Annotated in this window: 14 protein-coding genes; 7 read left to right on the plus strand and 7 right to left on the minus strand. The window is 52.4% G+C overall.

The window, feature by feature from the left end; translation table 11 throughout:
- Positions 1–2: 2 nt before the first annotated feature.
- On the minus strand, positions 3–1,409 hold the full coding sequence (gene dnaB, locus ABUK12_RS14980) for a replicative DNA helicase (protein ID WP_410012613.1): 1,407 nt from the start codon (positions 1,407–1,409) through the stop codon (positions 3–5).
- 150 nt (positions 1,410–1,559) lie between these two features.
- Here dnaB and ABUK12_RS14985 point away from each other — a divergent pair, with 150 nt between their 5' ends.
- The 4 genes from ABUK12_RS14985 to ABUK12_RS15000 all read left to right on the plus strand — a co-directional run bounded on the left by ABUK12_RS14985 (position 1,560) and on the right by ABUK12_RS15000 (position 6,991).
- Positions 1,560–2,543 (plus strand): quinone oxidoreductase, encoded by a 984-nt coding sequence (locus ABUK12_RS14985; protein WP_410012614.1) that lies wholly within the window; start codon positions 1,560–1,562, stop codon positions 2,541–2,543.
- Between the two features lie 624 nt (positions 2,544–3,167).
- Positions 3,168–4,214, plus strand: a complete 1,047-nt coding sequence (locus ABUK12_RS14990) for a hypothetical protein (RefSeq protein WP_410012615.1) — start codon at positions 3,168–3,170, stop codon at positions 4,212–4,214.
- 87 nt (positions 4,215–4,301) lie between these two features.
- Complete coding sequence (locus tag ABUK12_RS14995; RefSeq protein WP_410012616.1) at positions 4,302–5,294, plus strand: hypothetical protein; 993 nt, start codon at positions 4,302–4,304, stop codon at positions 5,292–5,294.
- 11 nt (positions 5,295–5,305) lie between these two features.
- Positions 5,306–6,991 carry a hypothetical protein gene (locus tag ABUK12_RS15000; RefSeq protein WP_410012617.1) on the plus strand — a complete coding sequence of 562 codons (1,686 nt, stop codon included), beginning with the start codon at positions 5,306–5,308 and terminating at the stop codon, positions 6,989–6,991.
- Positions 6,992–7,038: 47 nt separating this feature from the next.
- On the opposite strand, the gene ABUK12_RS15005 is transcribed toward ABUK12_RS15000, so the two are convergent.
- The 3 genes from ABUK12_RS15005 to dusA form a co-directional block, all read right to left on the minus strand.
- Positions 7,039–9,801 carry an inverse autotransporter beta domain-containing protein gene (locus ABUK12_RS15005; protein ID WP_410012618.1) on the minus strand — a complete coding sequence of 921 codons (2,763 nt, stop codon included), beginning with the start codon at positions 9,799–9,801 and terminating at the stop codon, positions 7,039–7,041.
- Between the two features lie 297 nt (positions 9,802–10,098).
- Complete coding sequence (gene pspG / locus ABUK12_RS15010) at positions 10,099–10,317, minus strand: envelope stress response protein PspG (protein ID WP_410012619.1); 219 nt, start codon at positions 10,315–10,317, stop codon at positions 10,099–10,101.
- A gap of 292 nt (positions 10,318–10,609) precedes the next feature.
- Positions 10,610–11,647 carry a tRNA dihydrouridine(20/20a) synthase DusA gene (dusA, locus tag ABUK12_RS15015; protein ID WP_410012620.1) on the minus strand — a complete coding sequence of 346 codons (1,038 nt, stop codon included), beginning with the start codon at positions 11,645–11,647 and terminating at the stop codon, positions 10,610–10,612.
- 428 nt (positions 11,648–12,075) lie between these two features.
- Here dusA and rcsA point away from each other — a divergent pair, with 428 nt between their 5' ends.
- Both rcsA and zur read left to right on the plus strand, forming a co-directional pair.
- Complete coding sequence (gene rcsA / locus ABUK12_RS15020) at positions 12,076–12,705, plus strand: transcriptional regulator RcsA (protein ID WP_410012621.1); 630 nt, start codon at positions 12,076–12,078, stop codon at positions 12,703–12,705.
- Positions 12,706–12,869: 164 nt separating this feature from the next.
- The gene (gene zur / locus ABUK12_RS15025) at positions 12,870–13,379 is read left to right on the plus strand and encodes a zinc uptake transcriptional repressor Zur (RefSeq protein WP_410012622.1); all 510 of its coding nucleotides are present in this window, start codon (positions 12,870–12,872) and stop codon (positions 13,377–13,379) included.
- 221 nt (positions 13,380–13,600) lie between these two features.
- On the opposite strand, the gene ABUK12_RS15030 is transcribed toward zur, so the two are convergent.
- The 3 genes from ABUK12_RS15030 to ABUK12_RS15040 form a co-directional block, all read right to left on the minus strand.
- Positions 13,601–13,810, minus strand: coding sequence for a CsbD family protein (locus tag ABUK12_RS15030; RefSeq protein ID WP_410012623.1), 210 nt, complete (start codon positions 13,808–13,810; stop codon positions 13,601–13,603).
- Positions 13,811–14,215: 405 nt separating this feature from the next.
- Positions 14,216–14,824 (minus strand): transcriptional repressor LexA, encoded by a 609-nt coding sequence (gene lexA / locus ABUK12_RS15035; RefSeq protein ID WP_410012624.1) that lies wholly within the window; start codon positions 14,822–14,824, stop codon positions 14,216–14,218.
- Between the two features lie 120 nt (positions 14,825–14,944).
- Positions 14,945–15,313 carry a diacylglycerol kinase gene (locus ABUK12_RS15040; RefSeq protein ID WP_410012625.1) on the minus strand — a complete coding sequence of 123 codons (369 nt, stop codon included), beginning with the start codon at positions 15,311–15,313 and terminating at the stop codon, positions 14,945–14,947.
- A 125-nt stretch (positions 15,314–15,438) separates the two neighbouring features.
- Between ABUK12_RS15040 and plsB the strand changes: the two genes are divergently transcribed.
- Positions 15,439–17,898 carry a glycerol-3-phosphate 1-O-acyltransferase PlsB gene (plsB, locus tag ABUK12_RS15045; protein WP_410012626.1) on the plus strand — a complete coding sequence of 820 codons (2,460 nt, stop codon included), beginning with the start codon at positions 15,439–15,441 and terminating at the stop codon, positions 17,896–17,898.
- Positions 17,899–17,921 lie beyond the last annotated feature (23 nt).

The raw sequence follows: 17,921 nt of genomic DNA on the forward strand, positions 1-17,921 counted from the left end.
TGTTAATCATCATCATATTGCGGCCCGGCGTAACTATCGAACCGCGACCACTGTCCGTTAAAGGTCAGCCGTACCGTCCCGATCGGGCCGTTACGTTGCTTGCCGAGAATAATTTCCGCGATACCTTTCATATCGCTGTTTTCGTGATAGACCTCGTCACGATAGATAAACATGATCAGATCGGCATCCTGCTCGATGGAGCCGGATTCACGCAGATCGGAGTTGATCGGACGTTTATCGGCGCGCTGCTCCAGGCCGCGATTGAGCTGGGACAGCGCCACTACCGGTACCTGCAATTCTTTTGCCAACGCTTTCAGCGAACGGGAAATTTCGGCGATTTCCAGGGTACGGTTTTCCGACAACTGCGGCACGCGCATCAGCTGCAGGTAGTCGATCATGATAAGGCTCAGGCCGTCGTGCTCGCGAAAAACCCGCCGGGCGCGCGAGCGTACATCGGTCGGCGTCAGCCCCGACGAGTCATCGATATACATATTGCGTTTTTCCAGCAGGATGCCCATGGTGCTGGAAATTCGCGCCCAGTCCTCATCGTCCAGCTGGCCGGTGCGGATACGCGTCTGATCGACGCGGGACAGTGACGCCAGCATACGCATCATGATTTGCTCGCCGGGCATTTCCAGGCTGAAAATCAGCACCGGTTTATCCTCGGTCATAGCGGCGTTTTCACACAGGTTCATGGCGAACGTGGTTTTACCCATCGACGGGCGCGCCGCGATGATAATCAAATCGGATTTCTGCAGGCCGGCGGTTTTTTTATCCAGATCGGAATAACCGCTTGAGACGCCGGTAACGCCGTCATGCGGTTTTTGGTACAACTGCTCGATGCGCGCCACGGTGTCTTCCAGGATGCGGTCGATGCTCTTGGGACCTTCATCCTTGCTGGCGCGGTTTTCGGCAATCTGGAATACCCTGGATTCCGCCAGATCGAGCAAATCCTCGCTGCTGCGCCCCTGGGGATCGTAACCGGCGTCGGCGATTTCGTGGGCGACGGCGATCATTTCACGCACCACCGCCCGTTCCCGCACGATATCGGCATAGGCCGAGATATTGGCCGCGCTGGGCGTGTTTTTGGATAATTCCGCCAGGTAGGCGAACCCGCCCACCGAATCCAAATCGCCTTTCTGCTCCAGCGACTCGGAAAGCGTGATTAGATCGATCGGCTTGTTCAGCTCCAGCAAACGCTGCATCTCGCCAAAAATCAGGCGGTGGGGACGATTGAAGAAGTCCTTGGCGGTGACGCGTTCCGCGACGTTATCCCAACGTTCATTATCCAGCATCAATCCGCCCAATACCGACTGCTCCGCTTCCAGCGAATGGGGAGGAAGTTTCAGACCCTCGACCTGGCGGTCACGGGAAAATTGTGTTTTGGCGGCTGGTTTTTTTTCTGACATGGAATAATGGTTTTGCCTGATAGATGCGACATTGGGTAAAACAGCATTGTAGCGTTGATTGTCGCCAAATCCTATGCGGCTTTGCAAACCGGTATTAAGCGCTTATGGTTAAATAAAGGGTAAATAACATTGTCCAAGCGAGGAACAGACATGGCCAAGCGCATTCAGTTTGCCGCCAACGGCGGACCGGAAGTGATGCAATACGTGGAGTTTAACCCGGCGGATCCGGCGGCGGGCGAGGTGCAGGTTGCGAATAAAGCCATAGGCATCAATTACATCGATACCTATGTACGCAGCGGGTTATACCCGACGCCCGCCAAGCCGTCGGGCCTGGGGACCGAGGCCGCCGGCATTATCATCAAGGTGGGCGCCGGTGTCTCCGGGCTGAAGGCGGGCGATCGGGTGGTGTATGCGCAGTCGCCCCTGGGCGCCTATAGCGACGTGCATAACGTGCCGGAAAAAAATATCGCCCTCCTGCCCGACGCCATTTCGTTTGAGCAGGCTGCAGCGTCATTTTTGAAAGGCCTGACCGTCTTTTACCTGCTGCGCCAGACCTACGAAATCAAACCGAATGAAATTTTCCTGTTTCACGCCGCCGCCGGAGGTGTCGGCCGCATTGCCTGCCAGTGGGCCAAGGCGCTGGGCGCCAAGATGATTGGCACCGTCGGCTCGCAGGAAAAAGCCGCCCTGGCCAAAGAGGCCGGCGCCTGGGAAATCATCAACTACCGGGAAGAAAACGTGCCGGAACGCATTGCGGCGCTGACCCAGGGGAACAAGGTGAGCGTGGTGTATGATTCAGTGGGTAAAAACACCTGGGAAGCTTCGCTAGACAGCCTGCGCCGGCGCGGCCTGATGGTCAGCTTCGGCAACTCGTCCGGCCCGGTGACCGGCGTTAACCTGGCCATCCTGAACCAAAAAGGCTCGCTGTACGTTACCCGTCCCTCGCTTAACGGATATGTCACCAATCGCGAAGAGCTGAAATTTGCCAGTAACGAATTGTTCTCGATGATTGCCAGCGGCGCCATCAAGATCACGGTACCGGAGCGGCAAAAATACCCCCTGGGCGAGGCACGGCGGGCGCATGAGGCACTGGAAAACCGTGAAACCAACGGCTCCTCATTATTAATACCCTGATTAAGTTCGGCCACATTATCCCCTCCCTTCTCCGACCGCGGGGATAATCCATGGCCAAAGCATGCCTTGCGCCATGCAAAAAAACGGGCCTTCTCACGAAGGCCCGTCGATTACAACGAACTGCAAAACGCGTGTGTAGGTAGGACAGTGGCTTAAACAACGGTGTATGCTGCTTATACAGCTATTATTCACCGATGCCGATGAAACGCTTATGCTAAAACCGAGGTATTATTCTAACAGGATAGATAAGTAAAATGCATACTTTGCCGCTGACTGACGTCAGCAAAACATCAAAGTGTGATCCATCGCCCACATTTCCCTTCCTTACTTATACGCATACGCCGCGCGCCTCATTTTTTGATAGTGGCATCCGGCCATGCGGTGCGAGGAAAAGCGCCTTGGGCGTAATAAGGCGAAAAAGGCAATGGACTTCCGATTATTGCCGCGCTTAATATTGAATTAGCCGATTTCATTGATGCTGATAAACATATGCTTTATCTATGCTGATTTATTTCCGCACTGCCCATGTGTGTGCAACAAATCTGATTAGGAATGAACAAACAAAAGATAATTTTGCCGGTATTTGTGCCGGCAATTTTAGCGTAATTTCTTAGAGGGGTGCTTATGTCTGACACATTTTATCAACCTGATTATGCACCAGAGCACAATTCGGTATGCCCGGTAAATCCGCTGGCGGTAGAGATATCCTTGACCTCTGAGACCTATTATATTAACCCACAAGTCATCCCGGATGTAACGCTGAGCCTTTTCGCCAGTTCGGCGGGGGTGCCCCATAGAGACGCGTTGGTAACCTGGAGTTCTTCTTTTGGTGAAATTACACAGGTCACTGAGACGGACAATAATGGGATCACCACTAATACGCTGATGAATTCAGTGGCAAATCCTCAATTCGGCACCGCGACGGTAACAGCTTCTGTCGGCGGTAATAGCGCATCAATTAATATAATCTATTTTAATGCCAGTTTGCTGCCGGTGCGCGTGAATGGTCTGACGACACAAAATGTCTTGCCCGGTAGCGTTATCAAACAAGGCGTCCAGGCACTCATATATCGCCCGGTTGTGCTGGCAATTGGCGACGTATTCACTTTTTACTGGGGGTCTTTTAAAACGCAAAGATTCTATGATGGTACGAATATCCCTTGGGTCATAGATATTTCCGGTCTAGTGGATGCAGGAGTCGACCTCGTTGACGGAACCTACCTTGTTTATTATGAAGTAGAAAGTCAGAACGGCTTTTTTCCCTCCACGCCATTGCTTCTTGCTATTGAAGGAAGCCCCTATAGTCTTCCAACTCTGGCCGCGCCAACATTACCCTACATATCCGATTATCGTATAACTTATAATGCCGCGGTCCAGGGCGTCATAGTGCAAATTCCCGGTGGCCAGCCGAATGTCTCCAACGGGGACCATTACAGAATAACGTTAGCACTCAGCACCTACGCCGGCGTACCTATCCGTAGTACGGTGGTAGCGGAGGGTGACGTGACCAACTCAACGGTGGGCACAAACGCCACTATAAATTATTTCAATCTCCGGGAACTCAGTGGCGTAAACGGCAGTATTTCTTATAGCATTATCAATCGTATTACAAATGCAGTTAGTGTTTCCAATATTACAAGAGTATTGATCAATACAGTGTTACCCGGATAGACGTATTACCAAAATATCCCGAGCCAGAACATAACCCTGGCTCTCATCGTCCGTAATAGTGAATTATGGACAAAAAGGGGAAACGCTATGGCATTGCCTGAACCTACAGTTCCTCAAAAAAAAGAGGGTGTCGTTACCGGAAACGATTTGGCGGTGGCGGGGGGACTGATTGTAATTGTTCCCCGCTATGTGACCGCAGGACTGGGCGATTATATTGATCTCATATTTAATGGAACATCAGTACTCCAGCGCATTATTATGGATTTAGCCAATGAACCGCCATTTTCTACAATTATCCCGGCGTATAATGTTCCGAACGGAAATAACACGCTATTCTATACGGTCACAGATACGTTTAATCAAACGAGTACATCGCCGGCGGCGGAGGTCTTTATAACCGGCAATAGCCAGGCGCCTTCACCCCCGTTGGCTATGGCGGTTTCAACCAATGCCGCCAGTATTGATTACGACGCTATTAATGTAGAACCCTTTAATCAAGGGGCATTGGTGGGGAGGCCAACTGCCCAGGTTAATGTCACTGTTAGCGAACCTGCTTTTATTTATGAGTCGCACAGTCAGAAATATAGCTTTTTTTTAGACCAAAATGGGCTTGGATTTTTTAAGGTGTATTCGCCAAGACAAGTAATGATATATTTAACAGCCTATGAAACCGACAGGCCCGATCGCGTATTGCACGACACCATGATTTTTGGTCCTTATAAAATTGGCAATGAAAATATCGAAGCCATAAACTTTACCACTCATGCTCCGGCGAATGGCCGCACGCAGAATTCTATTTACCTGCAAACCCGCCCCCAGGCCGGGGGCATATATATCACCGAAATCGACGTTAGGGTAAACGGGCATGCCGTTATTGCCGGCTACAACGCGCAAGCCGCCACCATCGCGTTGAACAGCGACAATTCGGTCGCTATCAATATCACTGATACCTATGTCGAGAGGGTGACGGTGATCCTGCGGCTGCCGCAGGTTGCCGGTGGGGCATTCACGCTGAATACCGATTTCGTCGCGCAACCGGTCCCCGGCATTGCGGCACCCGGTTATGTCAGGGATAGATAGGAGAATCGCCTATGTATTATCTTGCAAACATGCGCCAGGAATTTTCAGTATCGCTATCCGCCACCTCATCCGCAACCGCAGACGGGCAGGATACCAATAGCGCGACGGCAACAGCCTTACGGGATAACGACATTTTGCTGGCAAATGAAGATACCCTGTTTACCTTATCCGGCAACGCGCGATTTACCAATGGCTTAGCAACACAGCAACTTCGTACCGGCGTAACGGGCAAGGCCCAGGTTTTTTTCACTAATCAAAGTGCGGAAACTGTTATCGTACAGGCCATTCTCATTAACCGGCCCGGCGCCATCGATACCGTTACATCGCAATTCCACCCGCCGGGGACGCCGGGCATGATACCCTGGGTCATGGGGCGGCGATCCCAGCAAACGGCGAGATACACGGGGAATCCCACGCTGTTAACCGCGCTTAACCGTATGGATCGCACATTACTTAACGCCCATTGGCAATATGAAGGTGAATCGATTAGCGTCAGCGGCGCGTATTTTATTGATACCAAGCCTGAAAAAATTTTGCGGGTCACGGCCGGCGGTGCGACGGCGCGGATACGACCGTTGAACGTAATAATCAATGACAATCATTTCGGTGCGGTGGCCGCCTGCCTTAATAATGGCAGCGTTGTAGCATGGGGGAATGCTGAAGCAACGGTGCCGGGGGCAATAGCCGGCCTGCGCGATATCGTGACGCTTTGCGCCACGCTTAACGCCTTTGCCGGCCTGAGGCAAAATGGCGGCGTGATCGGCTGGGGGATCGCGGGCCGGGGCGGGGAGGTACCTGCCGACATAGGTAATTTACGTGACATTATAAGCCTGTGCGCCTGTGATTTTGCTTTTGCCGCCATTCGGCAAAACGGCGGGGTGGTGGCCTGGGGTTCGCCGTCCGAAGGCGGGTCGGTGCCCTACAACATCAGCCAACTTCGCGATATCGTCAGCCTGCGGGCAACGGCTAATGCCTTTAGCGCGTTGCGCCAGGACGGTAGCGTGGTGGCCTGGGGCACAGTTTCAGGCGGTGGCATCGTGCCACCGGAAGCCGAAGTATTACGCGATATCATAAGCGTAAGCGCATCAAACCTTACCTTCACCCTACTCAGGCGCAATGGCAGCGTATTGTCCTGGGGAGGGGGGCAGCAACTCCCGCCGGAAATCGGCGCGCTAACCGATATTATCAGCGTAGTGTCGGCAAACTATGCATTTGCGGCCTTACGCAGAGGCGGAGGCGTCGTCGCATGGGGTACCGCGCAGTATGGCGGGTCTGTGCCTATGGCAATCGCCACGTTACGGGATATCATCGCCCTGTGCGGCAACGGAGGCGCGTTTGCCGCTCTACGCCAAAATGGCAGTGTCGTAGCATGGGGTCATGAATACTTTGGCGGCCCCCTGCCGGGCGTCATCGGCAGTTTAAGGGATATTGTCTCTCTGAGCAGTACGGAAACAGCCTTTGCCGCCCTGCGCGCCGATGGTAGCGTGGCGGCATGGGGCTCGTCATTCGCAGGGGGAAACCCTCCATTAAATATCACATACTTACGTAATATACGCGCTATCTATGGCGGTAGAAGGTCTTTCGCCGCGCTACAGGATGACTCACGGGTCAGCGTATGGGGCGGCGGCGAAGCCGCGCAACAAGCCAATGTTCCCGCCGTGCTGGCCGGCAATATTTCCTATACCCTGCCGGTGTAACGACGGATCCGCCTGTCAATTATCCGCGGTTATAGTCACTGTTTATTTTATAGAAAATTCATATAATTACCTGTACTGTTTATTTGCATGCCCAGGTTATAAGCGGCTAATGCCCCCAGGACCACCACATTTGCTTCCGCCGAGCCATTGGTTGCTTCAAGGGTGGCGATACCGTCAGCACCGGTAAAAACAGGGTTGACGACGGCCGCGGCAGTTGACGGCAGCTGGACACCAGACTGTACCCGGACAAAGGTGATATCTATTCTTGCGTTAGGCACCGGTTCGCCTCGCGGCGAAAGAAGGTCTATTTCGATTCTATTACGTGAAAAGCCGTCAGCGGGCTGATTATTGGTGATAACACGCCAGGTAGCGGTAGGCGACGCGAAACGGCCGCCGGTGCTGGAGTAGTTTTGCCCATTTCCCAATGCGGCGGTGAGAACCACGCTGCCATTGCTGGTACTGGTATAACGCACCTCCGCCCTGCCATTGCCATCTGTCACCGGGTTGGTTGACGAATCAATGGTTAAGGTCCCCGGGTTTGAAGGCAGGGTATAGGCGGCGCTTAACGCAAGCTGGACATTTGGCAAAGGAATGCCGTTAACATCTTTGGCAATAATTTCAGCGACATTTTGCTGGAGGCCGTTGCTTAAACCATCATTTGCCGTAACGGCGATACTCAGCATCACCACCTGCTCGATAAAATGCATTTCCCCGGAGGTTTTGCTGATACCTTCGACCGCCGCCGTCACCTTGACCGGCCCCGGCCGATCGGTGGTGACGCTTGCCATCAAGGTACCGTCATCACGCGTGCGTCCGCTGGCAGGATTCACCCTGGCGTCATTATCCGCCGAGAAGGTCACCGGCAGATCGGCCAGGGGCTGATTGTTTATATCCCTTACCGTAAGTTTAATCTGGTGGGCGTCAATATTGTCGGCCACTTTATCGCCGCTGGTTAAAATCTCAAGCGTCGTGTTGGCTTCGTCCGGCGCGGCGACAGCAGCAAAATGCACATCCACCGCGCGGCTGCTGCCCGCGACCGTCGCCCTCACCTGGCTGGTACCGCCTTTCAACGAGGTAATCCGGGCGGTGGCGATACCAAAGCGGTCCGTGACCACTGGACTTGGCACCGTGGCCTCATTGGTGGCGCTAAAGTTGACCGCCTGCCCGGCGACCGCCCGCCCGGCCAGGGTGACGGTGGCCTGAACCTCATTAGCCGCGGCGCCGTTCGCTTCGGCGTTATCCACCGTCACCGCAAGCCCACTTATCACTAGCTGTTCGGCGGGGGCCACGATGTTGATGACCACCTGTGCCTGGTTTGACCCATTGCCCTGTTGGTCGATGGCGCGCGCGCGCAGATGATAGCGGTTGGCCGAAGCTCCTCCCTGCCGGAACGGCGGCAGCACGATGTCGATGGCATCCGTGGCAGGAAGGGTTACCGCGCCCCCCGCCCCCACAAGCTCCGCGGCATCCCAATCAATCCTTGCCAGCCCATATTTTGCCATAACCTGCGCGCTGATATGCATTGTCTCACCGGCGGTTCCGGTCAACTGCTCTGGTAAAATCAGGCGGATTAATTCTTGCTTCTGGTATTCGAGAACAATATCGTTGTTACGTTCGACCAGATCATAACGGCTTACGGCCAGAGTACGCATAACGGCAACGTCCGCGGGGTCGATTTGTTTTTGCCACGTCTCGCCGATGCGATAGTTTAGCTGCAGGTTGATAGAGGTATCCTCATTATTACCTTTTCCGATGCGGTAATTTGCGCCCAGGGTTAATAACGGGAAAGGGGTATAATTCACCCCCAGCGTCACGGCATAAGGATTTTGCACCCGGGTTCCCCTGCCGAACAAGGCCACATCATCTCCGCGGTATTTTTCATAGATGAGTTTCCCGCCTAATTGCGGCCAGGCCGGTAGCCAGGCTTGTGCGCGCACATCATAGCCGTCCGCCGGCCGTTCATTATAATCGGCATAATCCCGCGACTGATGCCAGCCGGACAAAGCAAAGTAGTTGTTGGCGGATAATTTCAGGTAATCGGTCCAGGCCTCCGCGCCTACGCCTGCCCGACGATTGTTGCCGGTCAGGTCGTTATCGTAGAAAAAATTCATCCCGTACAGCCAGGCATCATGATAGGTTCTTATTCCCCATCCCATATTAAGGGTGTTCCTATCGTCGTTATTCCGCCCGCCCAATTGCACAAATAACATAGCAGAGTCGTCGTCATACAGAGGTAATAAAAAATCCAGCGAGCTATTTACGAAGCGGAAACGATTATCGGTATTGATCTTCACCCTGGCGGTACCATAGTGATTTAACCATTTCTGCATGGCCGCGCCTGCCTCGCCGGTCACCAGCGAGCCAACCCTTGCTCCCATCTCCCCATCGGATTGATCGGCGGACATCATCGTGCCAAGCGTGGAAAACCTATTGATGAACCGCTGATCATCGTCGGTCGCCACGGCTATGGGCAAACCAGGCTTACTCAAGGTGTCGCCAGCCGGCACGTCAATTTCATCCCCTGCCGTCAATGAAGCGAAAGGTTTCGAAAAAGTACGGAATTTATTCAAATTTTTTAAATTTTCCGCTGTAATATGATATTTCCTTGCTACAGAATCAACCGTTTCCCCTTCCCCTAAAATATAAGTCCGACTCATAAATACAGCGGCACTTGGCGTCTCAGCAGCATGCACATCAATGATAACAGAGTGCAACATCAGGATTATAAAAACAAAAAGCCAAATAAAATACTTAAAAAAAGCTAATCGATAAAATAACGATTTATGTATTTTAACTTTAGTTAGCTGCATGATATACCACGCATTATAAATAATATATATTAAAAATGCACACCAGCTTCAATGAAATGCAGCTCTCATTTATATAGCGATGTGAGTGGACGCATAGCTTTAAATAACGAGAGCTACTATAGCAATCTATAAATAAGCAATATCGAGATATTCGCTGGGTTTTTGAAAAGCTTATGGGATACTAATATTATTATATCAAAAATAACGTTTTGGCACCTTGCCCTTGTCAGGTAAGGCGCCAGCTGGAAGACTTCGGATTAGATATAACACCTATGCCGCCCATCCCGGGCGGGTAGTTTAATAGCGGGGAAAACGCGGCGGGTTAACCGTACGCCAGATCCAGGCCACCACCAGCGCGAGTAACAGCCAGGGGAGCAGTTTCAACGCCATGACCAGCACGCCGGCAAACATCATGACCAGGAAACCCACCGCCAGCGCCGCCAGTACGCCCAGGAATGAGATACCGGTCAACAGCAGCATGAAAAAGAATGCGATGACAAAGACGAATTCCACCATTACAGGCTCCTGAAATCGGGGTGACACAGCAGGCTGGACCTTCTGCGCCTATTGCGATGATAATAAACATATTACAAAAATCGTGCCAATAAAGTAGCGCGCCAGACCATTGAAAAATAATGAAAAATAGTGTTGTGCTCAAAGCAGGAATGGTATTTTTGACTAATTAATAGTTATTATCGCCGCTATCAGCAGCCTCAATCCCGCGCCATGGCCACAATAGCCCTCATGACGCGCTTTCGCCCCCGGCGGCGCATGGCGGTACCCATTGGCTGGGGGCAGCCGGCAAAAGTTATTCGGCAACGCACCGCATCGGTTCAGCTTTTGCCACTTTGGCCAATGCCTGACGTACCACCTCAATACCGGCGCCGGGCTTGTGGGCGTTTTCGCTCAGATGACGTCGCCATTGCCGCGCGCCCGGCACGCCCTGGAATATCCCAAGCATATGGCGGGTGATATGGCCGAGGTAAGTGCCGTTCGCCAGCTCGCGTTCCATATAAGGAAACATGGCTTCCACCACCGCTGTCATGGTGTCATGGGGATCAACGACACCAAATAACCGGCTGTCCACCTGGCACAGCATACCGGGATTCTGGTAGGCCTCGCGTCCTATCATCACGCCATCCAGGCAGCTCAGATGCCGCTGGGCGTCGTCAAGCGTCGTGATGCCGCCATTAATGGCAAACGTCAAGGAAGGAAAATCGCGTTTTAGCTGATAGACGCGTTCATAATCCAGCGGCGGTATCTCGCGATTTTCCTTCGGGCTCAGCCCCGATAGCCACGCCTTACGCGCATGGATAATAAAGGTCTCGCAGCCGCCCTGCTCAGCCACAGTCTGGATAAACTCGCACAAGAATTCATAACTATCCTGTTCGTCTATACCAATACGGGTTTTCACTGTCACCGGAATCGACACCGCCGAGCGCATAGCGGCGATACAATGGGCCACCCGCTCGCGCTCAGCCATCAGGCAGGCGCCGAAGCGGCCGTTTTGTACCCGGTCGGAAGGGCAGCCGACATTAAGATTAATTTCGTCATAACCGCGCAGCGCGCCCATGCGCGCGCATTGCGCCAATGCATCCGGCTCGCTGCCGCCCAATTGCAACGCCACCGGATGCTCGGCCTCGTTATAGGCCAGGTAGTCGCCCTTGCCGTATAGCAATGCGCCGGTGGTCACCATCTCCGTATACAGCAATGCATGACGGGTCAGCTGGCGCAGAAAATAGCGGCAGTGACGATCGGTCCAGTCCAGCATCGGCGCGACGGAAAAGCGCTGCGGGGAAAATGGCGCTACGGCCAGCCGGCTGTTAGCCTCGGTTGAAAATGTCATAACGTCATATGCAGGCATAAAAATGGGTTTAAGGAATACAGGGAGATTATCTGTGTAGTGTATCACAGAAACCCTATTAGGTAGCGAACACCCCATGCGGCGATTCATCAACCATGTTAATGTTTAATTCTTACTAAACATAGGTAAATGTTTAAAGATTGTTAAATAATTATGCTTCCAGAATGCGTGAAAAGGCCACGGCGTCTCAAATAAGCACCATTTCATCCCAATACCTCCCCAAGTGATTTACAAAGCGATCATAATCATTTATCACATGATCTTAATTCAAATTTATCCAGCCATGCTGATAAAAGGTTGAAAAATGATAAATCGATATAGACAGTAATTTTTATATTTTAATATTCCCCTATGTCATTTTTTATCCGAATCCTTTTTATTTCAGGATGAATCTAATTGCAGATATTATTATGACAGTATTTATACTCGATCCTTGCACTTATACTAAATGCGCGCTTAAAAGCTCATTGTCGGCAAGCGGTATCAAAGGCGCCATTCGCGATGTGGACAATATCAGCACGTTGCGAATGAGATGCAAAAACGCCAATCCTTCGATAGTTTTTATTAATCAAAACTCTTATCAGTATCAAGGGGATGGAGAAGGATTAAAATCCATTATTGACGAACGGCCTTTGACGCTTTTTTTTATTTTCATTGGTAATGAGAATATTAAGTTCCATGATTTCGTGCCAATCAGGGATAATGTGATTATTTTATCAAAATTTATAAAGATCAGCACATTATTAATGATAATCCGTTACTTTATGGACACCAAAGCCTGGCGCAATGACGATTCCGCCATCGGGTTCTCTCCGCTGCGTTTTAGCAAGACCGAAGTAGAAATTTTAACCATGTGGATGTCAGGTTATGACACCATGTATATCTGTACCCAATTGCACATTAAAGAAAAAACGCTTTCTTCTCACAAAATAAATATTAAGCGGAAAACCAAGGCCAGTAATAAACAGGTGATATACCATTTAATTGCTATTGCCAACAGCGTCACAGATAGTATCAATATCCGTTATCCCGTTTGCTGAAAACCAGCGGCTCCGTTCGAACGCCACAGCTAAAGAAACCTGCCCCCGATCCCCGTCCCCTCACCCTTTTGCCGGTGACAATATGGGTTAAAACACGCCAATATTCGGCGTTTTTCCGCCTTCATGATAAGATAGAGGGCGGAAATCAGCAGTGGGGAAACGCTATGAATACCACCGATCAGTCTCAATTGCTCAGCCAGGCTGAACAATTATGTGAGCAACGCAACGTGCGCCTGACGCCACAGCGACTGGAAGTGTTGCGCCTGATGACACAGCAGGATGGCGCGATCAGTGCTTACGACCTGCTTGATCTGCTGCGGGCGACGGAACCGCAGGCAAAGCCGCCGACAATTTACCGCGCGCTGGATTTCCTTCTGGAACAAGGTTTTATCCATAGAGTGGAATCCACTAACAGCTTTGTTCTTTGCCACCATTTTGAGCAGCCCAGTCACACCTCCGCCTTCTTTATCTGCGATCGCTGCGGCCAGGTGACTGAACAATCAACCGAAGGCATTGAAGATATTTTGCAAAAAATGGCGCAAGCCACGGGTTTCGCCATGCGCCATAATGTCGTCGAGGCACACGGATTTTGTACCTTATGCGCCGAAGTGCAAGCTTGTGACAATCCCCAGGACTGCGGACACGATCATAGCGTAGCGATAAAGAAACGCTAGCGTCCCATTTTGGCTTTTACAAGAACCCGGGAGCAAATGACGTTTATTATGGCTGAAGTGAGATAACGCGTTTGGTTAATACATTGGAGAGGCGGCAAAACAGGGGAATGCTGATAGGATCATATAAAATAGGTGGTACGTCCTTGTACCTTTGGGTAGGAACACTTAAGGAAGCCATAACCGCACAGTGAATATGCATTAGTCATGATTTCCAAAAATCATTACCAACGATATTTGTTACGTGTTTCCCAGTCCTTTACTTCCGTTTCCGCGGCTTCTTTGCCGTAACCGTAACGTTCCTGGATCTTACCGATTAACTGATCGCGTTTACCTTCAACTACCGTCAGATCATCGTCAGTAAGCTTACCCCATTGTTCTTTCATTTTACCTTTGAACTGTTTCCAATTACCGCTGGCTTCATCTTTGTTCATCGGAGTTCTCCTTGGTTATCGGTTTCTCAGTCAACATCTGCCACTCCAGGTTTTGTTAGCGCATAGCGAGGACACGTATTGCGTCCCAAAACCTGCATGTCATAAGTTAACCCTATGTCTAAAGTATAGCAGGGGATTTGGCATAAGGTTTATTCAGCAGATGATTAGACCATATTGGCAGGGTTATAAACGCCGTATGGGCTATAAGGTGAAATAAAACAGTAGGTAGAAGGTATCAGCCCGTACATCGCTAATTGTAACTAAATATAAATACCGCTAGCGGCAGCGGACGCGCCGCAGCACTTTTATGGCGGCGAACCCGCATTCCGCGTCGCCGGTTATCCGCCATAAAATTCTCGCTGACGCGGGATAAGGGATATTCAGGATGCCATGGAGCACCGTGAGTTAAATCCAGTTGCCGTTGCGGATAACGCCGACCGCTAAACCTTCGATGGACATTTCCTGCTCGCGCAAATCGACAATAATGGGCGAAAACTCGCTGTTTTCCGGTAGCAACTCAACGATGTTACCGTGTCTTTTCAGGCGTTTTACCGTGACCTCGTCATTGATTCGCGCCACCACGACCTGACCGTTATGGGCATCCTGGGTTTTATGCACCGCCAGCAGATCGCCGTCCATGATGCCGATATCCTTCATGGACATGCCGCTGACACGCAGCAGGAAATCCGCGTGGGGCTTAAACAGATCGGGATCGATCTGGTAATGGCTTTCGATATGCTGTTCGGCCAGCAGGGGTTCTCCGGCGGCCACGCGGCCGATCAGCGGCAGGCCGGTTTCTTCTTCTATCAATAACCGGATGCCGCGCGAGGCGCCGGAAACGATTTCGATGGCGCCCTTGCGCGCCAGCGCCTTAAGGTGCTCTTCGGCGGCGTTAGGGGATTTAAATCCCAGACGATGCGCGATCTCCGCCCGGGTCGGCGGCATGCCGGTTTGCGCAAGATGATCGCGGATGAGGTCAAATACCTCTTGTTGTCTGGCGGTTAATGCTTTCATTCCGTCCCCTGTTTGTTTATACAGTCTTTCTGTGAGTATATACAGGTCCGCACCAATTGAAAACCACAAGCGTTGCAAAATGTGATAAAACCCTGCCGACGACCGGCCGCGCCGGCCATTTTAAGGAATATACCGCCATAACAGCGTTATCCACACGAACAGCGCCAAAACAATGGCCAGGGTCACCGCCGCCGAGCCCAGGTCCTTCGCCCGGCCAGAAAGCGGATGCAGCTCCGGCCCGATGCGATCCACCACCGCTTCAATAGCACTATTCACGATCTCAACGATCAGCACCAGCCATACCGAACCGATCAATAAAATCCGCGCCACGGGTTCTGGCTCCAGGTAACAGGCAAGGGCAATCGCCACCACGGCAACCACCACTTCCTGGCGAAAAGCGGCTTCATGCCGCCAGGCGGCGCGATATCCTTTTATGGAATAGCCCATGGCGTTAAAGATGCGCCGAAGTCCGTTGGTTTGGTTTGCCATAATTTTGCGCGCTAAAGAAAAATTGTGCCTATATTACCGTTTCTTCTCGTTCGCATCACCACAGATCTGTCGCGCGGTTTCTGGTATTCTTGTGGCGCAATGCTAACAAGAGGCTTCACGAAGATATGTCAGGCTGGCGTACTATTTATTATACGTTGTTGAATTTACCGCTCAGGCTACTGGTGCGGAGTAAAGCCATTCCCGCCAATCCCCGGCAAGAAGCCGGCTTGGACCCGCTGCGGCCAATGATGTATGTTTTGCCCTATAACTCCAAGACGGACCTGCTCACCCTGCGCGCGCAATGTCTGCAACTGGGGTTGTCCGATCCGCTGATACCGCTGGAGATCGACGGCGTCGTCTTGCCGCGCTACGTCTTTATCCACGATGGCCCCCGTATTTTTCGCTATTTTTCCGAAAAACTGGAATCCGTGAAGCTGTTTCACGATTATCTGGATTTACATCGCAATAATCCGCAGCTTGATGTCCAGATGGTGCCGGTATCCGTTATGTTCGGACGATCGCCCGGCCGTGAAGCGCAGCAGAACCAGCCGGCGCCCCAGTTGCGCCTCCTCAATGGTTTCCAGAAGTTTATCGCCGTCTTGTGGTTGGGGCGCGACAGCTTTGTGCGTTTTTCCCGTCCGCTGTCCATGCGCTATATGGCGACCGAGCATGGCACCGATAAAACCATCGCGCAGAAGCTGGCACGCGTCGCCATGATTCATTTTGCCCGCCAACGCCTGGTGGCTGTGGGGCCGCGGCTGCCTGTCCGCCAGGATTTATTCAATAAGCTGCTGGCGTCCAAGGCGATTGAAAAAGCCGTGGAGGACGAAGCCCGCGCTAAAAAAATCTCGACTGATAAAGCGCAGCAAAACGCCATCGAGCTGATGGAAGAAATTGCGGCGGATTTTTCCTATGAAGCCGTGCGCTTGTCGGATCGGGTATTAAGCTGGACCTGGAACCGGCTATACCAGGGCCTGCACGTGCGCAATGCCGAACGCGTCCGGCAACTGGCCGAGGACGGCCATGAGATTGTCTATGTGCCCTGTCACCGCAGCCATATGGATTATCTGCTGCTGTCCTATGTCCTGTATCATCAGGGGCTGGTGCCGCCGCATATCGCCGCCGGCATTAACCTGAACTTCTGGCCGGCGGGTCCGATTTTTCGTCGGCTGGGCGCGTTTTTTATCCGGCGTACCTTCAAGGGCAATAAACTTTACTCCACCATATTCCGCGAATATCTGGGTGAGTTATTTACCCGGGGTTATTCGGTGGAATATTTTATGGAAGGCGGGCGGTCGCGTACCGGGCGCCTGCTCGATCCCAAGACCGGCACATTGACCATGACCATCCAGGCGATGCTGCGCGGCGGCAACCGGCCTATTACGCTGGTGCCCATCTATGTCGGCTATGAACATGTTATGGAAGTGGCGACCTACGCCAAGGAATTACGGGGCGCCACCAAGGAAAAAGAAGGCTTTGTGCAGATGGTGCGCGGTTTACGTAAGTTACGCAACCTGGGACAGGGTTATGTCAATTTTGGCGAGCCGCTGTCGTTAAGCGCCTATCTTAACCAGCAGGTACCGCACTGGCGTGATTCCATCGACCCCATCGAAGCCCAGCGTCCCGGCTGGCTGGCGCCGGCGGTGGATGACATCGCCGCGAAAATCATGGTGCGCATTAATAACGCCGCGGCGGCAAACGCCATCAACCTGTGTTCCACGGTGTTGCTGGCCTCCCGCCAGCGTTCGTTAACCCGCGAGCAGCTTTTGCAGCAGTTGGCCTGCTATCTGGAACTGATGCGCAATGTGCCCTACGCCGATGACGTCACGGTGCCGGACACCACGGCGCAGGACCTGTTGGAGCATGCCCTGGCGATGAACAAATTCAGCGTCGAGCAGGATACCATTGGCGATATCATCTACCTGTCCCGCGAGCAGGCGGTACTGATGACCTATTACCGCAATAATATCCAGCATCTGTTTATCCTGCCCGCGTTGGTCGCCAGTATCATTATCGGCCATCCCGGCATCGATCGCGCGCAGCTGGCACGCCGTATCGATTTGCTTTACCCACTGATGAAAGCCGAGCTGTTCATGCGCTACGAGACGTCGCAGCTCGGCCCGGTCATCGACGCGCTCATCGGGGAACTGTCGCGCCAGAAGCTGATTGCCGAGCGCGAGGGGCGGTTGTTCTTGAACCCTCCGCAATCATTTACCTTGCAACTGCTGGCGGCGGGCGTGCGCGAGACATTGCAACGGTATGCCATTACCTTTTCATTGCTGCGTTTTAATCCCCGGATCAATCGCGGCACATTGGAGAAGGAAAGCCGGATTATGGCCCAGCGACTTTCGGTGTTGCATGGCATCAACGCGCCGGAGTTTTTTGATAAAGCGGTATTCTCCACCCTGGTGGCGACGCTGCGGGATGAACATTATATTAGCGACACCGGCGATGCCATCGGCGAGAAGGTCAATGAGATGAGCGAAATCCTGAGCGAACTGATGACGCCGGAGGTACAGCTGACCATTAACAGCGCCAGCCTGCTGGCCGCAACGCCGGAAGACGCTTCCCCGTCCACGGTGTAAGAAACGCAACGGGCGTATGCCGA

Source organism: Sodalis sp. C49, assembly GCF_046352915.1.
Taxonomy (GTDB): Bacteria; Pseudomonadota; Gammaproteobacteria; order Enterobacterales; family Enterobacteriaceae; genus Acerihabitans.

Coding starts and splice junctions, on each gene's coding strand:
- dnaB (WP_410012613.1), bottom strand. CDS start 1,409: ATGTCAGAAAAAAAACCAGCCGCCAAAACACAATTTTCCCGTGACCGC.
- ABUK12_RS14985 (WP_410012614.1), top strand. CDS start 1,560: ATGGCCAAGCGCATTCAGTTTGCCGCCAACGGCGGACCGGAAGTGATG.
- ABUK12_RS14990 (WP_410012615.1), top strand. CDS start 3,168: ATGTCTGACACATTTTATCAACCTGATTATGCACCAGAGCACAATTCG.
- ABUK12_RS14995 (WP_410012616.1), top strand. CDS start 4,302: ATGGCATTGCCTGAACCTACAGTTCCTCAAAAAAAAGAGGGTGTCGTT.
- ABUK12_RS15000 (WP_410012617.1), top strand. CDS start 5,306: ATGTATTATCTTGCAAACATGCGCCAGGAATTTTCAGTATCGCTATCC.
- ABUK12_RS15005 (WP_410012618.1), bottom strand. CDS start 9,801: ATGCAGCTAACTAAAGTTAAAATACATAAATCGTTATTTTATCGATTA.
- pspG (WP_410012619.1), bottom strand. CDS start 10,317: ATGGTGGAATTCGTCTTTGTCATCGCATTCTTTTTCATGCTGCTGTTG.
- dusA (WP_410012620.1), bottom strand. CDS start 11,647: ATGACATTTTCAACCGAGGCTAACAGCCGGCTGGCCGTAGCGCCATTT.
- rcsA (WP_410012621.1), top strand. CDS start 12,076: ATGACAGTATTTATACTCGATCCTTGCACTTATACTAAATGCGCGCTT.
- zur (WP_410012622.1), top strand. CDS start 12,870: ATGAATACCACCGATCAGTCTCAATTGCTCAGCCAGGCTGAACAATTA.
- ABUK12_RS15030 (WP_410012623.1), bottom strand. CDS start 13,810: ATGAACAAAGATGAAGCCAGCGGTAATTGGAAACAGTTCAAAGGTAAA.
- lexA (WP_410012624.1), bottom strand. CDS start 14,824: ATGAAAGCATTAACCGCCAGACAACAAGAGGTATTTGACCTCATCCGC.
- ABUK12_RS15040 (WP_410012625.1), bottom strand. CDS start 15,313: ATGGCAAACCAAACCAACGGACTTCGGCGCATCTTTAACGCCATGGGC.
- plsB (WP_410012626.1), top strand. CDS start 15,439: ATGTCAGGCTGGCGTACTATTTATTATACGTTGTTGAATTTACCGCTC.